Source organism: Acidobacteriota bacterium, assembly GCA_016208495.1.
Classification (GTDB): Bacteria; Acidobacteriota; Blastocatellia; order Chloracidobacteriales; family Chloracidobacteriaceae; genus JACQXX01.
In genome coordinates this window covers 1-6,804 of record JACQXX010000175.1, presented here as the reverse complement: position 1 = coordinate 6,804, position 6,804 = coordinate 1, and the positions used below count along the sequence as shown (strand labels likewise).

General features: G+C 50.7%; 3 protein-coding genes. All 3 read right to left on the bottom strand.

What is annotated here, in order from left to right:
* The coding region (locus HY774_29910) for a hypothetical protein (GenBank protein ID MBI4752726.1) at positions 1 to 2,343 on the bottom strand (2,343 nt) is incomplete at its 3' end.
* A gap of 623 nt (positions 2,344 to 2,966) precedes the next feature.
* Positions 2,967 to 6,293, bottom strand: a complete 3,327-nt coding sequence (locus HY774_29905; GenBank protein ID MBI4752725.1) for a hypothetical protein — start codon at positions 6,291 to 6,293, stop codon at positions 2,967 to 2,969.
* Positions 6,294 to 6,621: 328 nt separating this feature from the next.
* A partial coding sequence (locus HY774_29900) for a hypothetical protein (GenBank protein MBI4752724.1) occupies positions 6,622 to 6,804 on the bottom strand: 183 nt, incomplete at its 5' end.

Below are 6,804 nucleotides of genomic sequence, written 5' to 3'. Positions count from 1 at the left end.
CGCCAGTCCTTGCGGCGCTTTCACCTGATTGGTTGCCGTGCCATTGGTGGCAAAGTTGGCCCAGGTCGCTCCATTGTCGGTTGACCACTGGATGCGGTTGTTTCCCGTGTCCGCCACATAGATCCGTCCCGCTCCATCAACCACAGCCGCTTCCGGCAATCGGAACTGGCCATTTCCAGTGCCGACCGTTCCAACGCCAATCACGCTCCAGTCGGTCCCGTTAAAACCCTGAATCCGGTTGTTTGTGGTATCGGCTACCAGCAACCCAAGGCAGCTTCCAATGGTAATCGTGACCGTATCCGAAACACTCCCGCAGGGTCCAGCCGGGTCATTGGTCGTCAATGTCAACGTCACCATTCCGGCTGAGACTTCGCCTGCCGAGAGCGTGTAGGTGGCATTTAACGTGGTGTTGTTTGGCGTGAAGGTGCCTCCGCCTCCGCTCCACGTTCCGTTGCTCCCGGTACCGCCAACGACACCTGCCAGCGTGACAGTTGGGCTACTTGCACACACCATCTGGTCTGGCCCGGCATTCACCGTTGGCGGGGTATCCACGGTGTACGTCTGCCCAGTAAACGGCAAATTGGATATCGGTCGCGCAATCCCGGTTGAGTTCACCATATTCAACCCCAGCGACGCCGTTCCGGCTGTTCCCGTGTTGACTGTCACCGTCCAGGTCGTTCCCGATCCTGTGACATTGGTAATGCTCGTCCCAGTCCCACCGACCACGGCAAAGTTGGTACTGGTTACTCCGGTGACCGATGCCCCAAAGGTCACGGTCCAGTCCACCAACGCTCCAGCACAAACCGGATTCCCTGAAGCCCGCACCATCGAAGTCACCGTCGTCGGCGTCAACCCATTGAATTCAAACGCACCGATGTCAGTATTGCCAGAGCGACCAAATCCACGCTGGTCCGTCAGCGGAGCGCTGGTCGTTGTACCAGCGTCAATCGCCGGGCTTCCGGTCAGCAAGGCATGGGTTTGGGTCGGCCCACCGTTTGACGCCAGCCCTCCAAGCATGGGGTTGACGTTCAGGATATTTCCGGTGGTGTCACCAGTGATGGTGGTATTGGCGGTATTGCCAATCAAGTTGTAGCCCAGTGAAACTATGGTTCCAAAAATATCGATGCCCTGGTTGGCTGAATTTCCAGCAATGAGGCTGTTTCGGAGGTTCATGGTGCCCCCGTTGCCGAGAGAAACGCCGCCTCCAAAGGGGTTACCTCCAAGACTGGTGTTGCCGGTAATAGTACAATTGAGGAGGGTGACAGGTCCATGGCTGCGAATTCCGCCCCCCAAACTCGCTGTACTTCCTATGTTCAGATTGCCGGAAATGGTGCAGTTGGTGAGGATGAGAGCCCCCATATTGAAAATCCCCCCTCCTAGAGGAAAACTCCCAGTGAGGGTGTTCCCAGAGATGGTACTGCCGGTCATGGTTAACGTTCCGCTATTGATAATCCCCCCGCCATCACCGCCACTCACGTTTCCGTTGGTGATCGAGAGGTTATTCATCATCACCCCACTGCTGATGTTGAATATTCTGAAATTCGGAGTTCCACCAGCCGTGCTCCGGGTCACCGTTACCCCGGCACCGCCATCAATCGTCAGATCCTTGTTGATGAGCAGTTCGGCGGTCGTCAGCGTCACGGTTGATACCCCGGAAAACACAATCGTATCGCCTGCCGTTGCCGCTACGATCTGGTCGCGCAACGTCCCGGCGCCGCTATCCGCCCCACTCGTCACCGTCAGTGTCGCGTTTGGAGCAAATCCCCGCCTCGTCACAACCTGCAGGCTGATCTGAAGCGCGTCACTGGTGGTATAAGTGCCGGGGCTCAGCTTGATTCGCCCATCCCCCTGGTACACCACCGTGACCGGAATCTCAATCGTTTGAGCAAGCATTTCCTGCCAGGCTTTCACACCGGCAATTCGTAGCGTCGTGTCTGGCTGCTGATGCAGCACCAACTGACCGTCAACTGTTTGCTCAACCTCGTCAATTCCTGGAAACTCAAGCTCGATCTGCTCTGGGTCCACGCCCGGCAATACCTTCCATTCAATGGTTATATGGTCGGGAGTCCCACTCAGACGCCGCTCCAGCCCAGTCATCACCGGTTCGACAATGACCCCGCCGGCTGACTGAAGCCGGGCCTGCAACACTGAAAACGACTCCACCGGGTGAGTTTCACTTAAGAGTCTTGATCCCGTTTGCGGAGAGACCGTTACCAACTCAGCCGGGACACCAGTTGCGGAAACGGTTTGCTCTGACAACCAGAATTGAGAGTGAAAATAGATTCCAAGGCAAACCACGCCCACCAATACCAGCCAAGAGGACTTGAAACGATGCACAGCCATAAAACATGCTCCAGAAGATGAAAAATGGGGTAATATCCATTTGAGGGTTGGGTTTAGGATTGAGGAAACACAATCATTTCAATAGGTTAACCCTTAGATAAATCAAGGGGTTGATTCCACAATACGATAACTCTATTCAGCGGCAGTGAATTTGATACACGATTAAGGCGGGAGACCTAGAATAAACAGGTGGGTTGGAAAAATCCACCAATGCGGAGAAACAAAACCGGGTTCAGGGTTCAGGGTTGCGGGGAAATACAATTTTTTCAGTCATTGTTCGAATTTGGGATAGAGTTGTCGCAATAGGCACACGCTATTTCTTCGGAGTGCTGCAACTTGTTGCAGCTTTGTTCCTCAGCGACTTGTCGCTGGAAGCTTTGATCAGCCAGAAATTTGGCCATGACAAGTCGTGGCGTGGGAAAGCGGCGACAAGTCACCGCACTCCAAAGAATTTTTTCGACCAGGGTTTTGATCTTGAATGGCTGGTTTTATACCAGTTTGTAGTCATTCGTCCACGAACTCCATTTGATCGAATAATTTGACTGTTCGCTAATACAAGAATTTCATTCCAAACTGGTATTACTTCACGGTCAATCCTTTTTTCGCTTCAAAACGTTGGTCGGTTACTGGCTGGCTTCTTCCAGTTTCAGGAAATGGACCCGGCCAGACACATCACCCGCAAAAATGGTTTTTCCATCTGGTGCAATCGCACAGGCTGTAATTATGGCATCTCCAAAATAAGTCCATTGTATCTGCTGAGTTTCTAAATCCCACACCTTGAGTGTGCCGTCCCAGGATGCCGAGACCAACCACTGACCATCAGAACGCATGGTGATGGTTGATATGTCCATTGTATGTCCGCTGAGTGTGGCTTGCTCTCTTCCTCCTGCTTTCAAATCAAGTACTTTGAGCGTGTTGTCAATTGACGCCAGGACCAGCCGTTGGCCATCAGGGTATACTGTGACTGCTGTTATCTGCTTTTTATTTCCGGTGAATGAAGCCAATGTCAGCCCCGTCACCAGATCCCATGTCTGAATGCGACCAGCAGAGGATGTCAAAACCAACCGCTGTCCATCTGGAAGAACTGTCATCCCTATTACTTCATCACTATGGCCGGTGAAAGTCGTTGGGTTGGTTTCTTTTGCGAGATGCCACACTTTGATGGTTTTGTCCTTTGATGCTGAAACCACCCGTTGACCATCAGGAAGTGCCACCACGGCGGTTACCTCGTCTAAATGTCCAGCAAGTGTGGTCAGTTCTGCGCCTGTTGCCAAATCCCACACTTTGAGGGTGTGGTCTCTGGACGCTGAAACCACCCGTTGACCATCAGGAAGTATTACCACAGCGGTTACATGATCTGAATGCCCGGTAAACGTAGCTAATTCTGCCCCAGTCGTTACATCCCAGATTTTCAAAGTACAGTCTTTTGAACCCGTAACTATCTGTTGCCCATCAGGGAAAACCGCAAGTGCTGTTATTTCATCTTGATGACCCTTGAGAGATGCTTGTTTAACATCAGGTGCTACATCCCACACTTTGAGGGTATTATCACCCGAAGTCGAAACAATTTGTTGTCTATCAGGAATGACTGTAACCGCAAGGACGAGAGCACTATGTCCGGTGCAGGTAGCCAGTTCGCTTCCCGTCTTCAAATCCCATATTTTGAGGGTATTATCAAACCCTCCTGACACCATTCGCTGGTTGTCAGAAAGCAAGGCGACGACTTCCACCTCTGCAGTGTGTCCGGTGAAAGTGACCAGTTCTCTTCCAGTTGTCAGATCCCACAATTTAAGTGTTTTATCCCACGATGCGGAAACCAGTCTTCTTCTGTCTGGGAGGATTTCCACGGAAATTACTTCCTCGTGATGCCCGGTGAGTGTGATTTGTTCAGTTCCTGTTTTTAAATCCACCACTTTGATAACGTTTTCATCCAATACAATACCCACCTGTTGATCATCAGGAAAGGCGGCCATTGCTTTGATTAAGCCAGCATACCGCTTGAAGGTGGTCAGTTCTGAATCTGTAACCACATTCCCAATGGTTTGGTTGTTAAAGGAAAAGACCAGGACCTGCCGTTGTCCACCTGAGTTTACAAATGCAGAGATGACCCCTTTCACCGTAGCCAGCTTCAAGCCGGTCTCTAAATCCCAAATTGTGATGGGTCGGAACGGTGACGACGAAGCCAGCCATTTTCCCTCATGAAGTACGGCCAGGTTTTGAAACGAATCGGAGTTAGAGGTGGGATGGGTGAAGGGTTTTCCTATTTTTGAGGTCCACCGCTTGAGTTTTTCAATTTGAATATCATTCAAAATAAAGGAAAGTGCGTCTTTGACAGGCTCCCACCACTTGTGCTCGCTGATGGTGCAAATTTCCATTCTGGTCTCAAGATCCCATATTTTGAGAGTTCCATCCTTTGAACCTGAAACGATTCGATCTCCATGTGAAAGGACCGCGACAGATGTGACTTCATCTGTATGTCCTTCCAAAGTAAACAGTAATGGGCCATTCGGTGGTGCCAAACAGGTGAAAGCTGGTCTGAGCCACAGGTTCTGGCCTGTCAACCGTGCCTGGTTCAGCACGGCTTGAATATCAGGTGACGAACAATCAGCCAGTCGTCCCCAAAGCTGGCTCCGAAGCTGTCCTGGGTCCTTATGTAAAATATGCGAAGAAAGCTGAAAGGTCTGATGGATCAACTCCAGGTCGGGATCTCTCGAGTTTTTGTATTTAGCCATCAGCCTCGATACGCCAAGATAATTAAGGCTGGCCTGCATCCAGCGGTAGTTCAGCAGCAGGTTTCGAAGCTCGTCTTCCAAACCAGCCTGTTTTAAGTGGTATGGCAACCATTCATGGAAATACCCGTCATTTGGTCCAGTGTGCCAGCCTGAAGGACAGATGGTTCTGTATGCCTTGACCAGTTCAGTATGCAAACCTTGGGAGTTTGCACACTGATTTTTTAAGTACAGGTGCTGGAGGCTGTGGAGTTCAACTATCTGGTTGGGTCCGATTTCAGTGGCTTGAAGCAACATCCGCTGTTTAAATTTTTCAATTTGTTCGCGACATTGGTGGTCAGTCAAACCAGATGTCTGACTCCAAAGGGTTATCAATGTGGCTTCAGGGAGTGGAACGTCTTCCGGAAAGACCGCCAGTTTCAGATAGTCAGCGCGTTCCAGCTCGGGCAAGGAATCAATGCTGACTTTAAGGGCAGATGTGATGTGTTCGGAATCTGAAAATTCAGAATGAGTATTGCTAAGGGAGACCAGCGCATCTGCCCAATCAAGACCGGTTTTGACAAGTGATCTGAGAAGTGAGAGGGCCAGCGGTACATTGCCGCATAATTTGGCAATAGCTGAAGCTTCAGTTGGGAGTGAATCTGTTTTCTGGTCAGCCCAGTCAGCCAGGAGGTTCAATGCCTGAGTTTCATCCAGTACGTCAAGGTGCAACCATTGAATCCCAGATGATTTGATGACTTCAATGCTGCGCGTTGTAACCAGTATCTGACAAGGAATACCGCATTCTTTAAAAAAGCCAAGATGCGTACTTTCACAGACGTCATCGAGCACGAGGAGAACTTGTCTGGTATGCAAATGTTTACCAGCGTGTAGATTCCGCTGATTTTTGGCTTTAAGGGTGAGCTGATTCTGGCTCAGGGCTGCAGCCAGTTCACTCTGGAGTAGCCTGATGTGTGGCCGTTTCCCAAATTTTACCCAATACACCCCCCCTGGAAAAGCTTCCAGTACTTCAGATTCGCGAACAATCATTGCCGCCAGAATTGACTTGCCGATACCACCCATTCCAGAAATCGCGATTGACGAGGTTTGAGAGGACAGTAGCATTTTTTTGAGTGCTTCAAGTTCAACTATTCGAGGCAGGTACTTGAGTGGAGGATCAGGCACAAAGTGCAGTCGTTCCAGCAAGTTTTGAGGAAGTTCCGAAGGTTGATCCTGGGACATGACAGCAATACCGTCCAGATAGAGTCAATCGTGCTGCCACGCATTGTGATGTGATTTGGGAAAATCAGCAACTTGTAAAGTGGGGAAAAGCAGGGTTTGGAAAACAGGGTCGGGGACATAGGCGACACGACAAGGAAACAGAGCCCGATTTGGACAAAGGGACAAGCGGACAAAGAGAAAAAACATGCTCCCGCTCCCAACGTCGGGAAGATGATCTTCTGGTCCCCTTGTCTCCCCATCTCCTTGTCTCAAACAGGCTTATCTTTTCTTATCCTGGTGCTTAAGGGGTTACAGGTTAGGGATTTTGAACCCTGAACCCTGAACCCTGTTACTGAATTTTGCTCGGCGCCCGGAACTGCCCGACACCGCGGCCGATACCGTTTGGCGCGCCAATCAGATTCCACTGTCCGGTTGGGACAAACCGTCCCTGAATCCGGTTGTTCAAAGTATCCCCAATGACCAGCATTGGTCCACCACTCGAAAATGGGCCACTGGCAAACGTGACCACCGT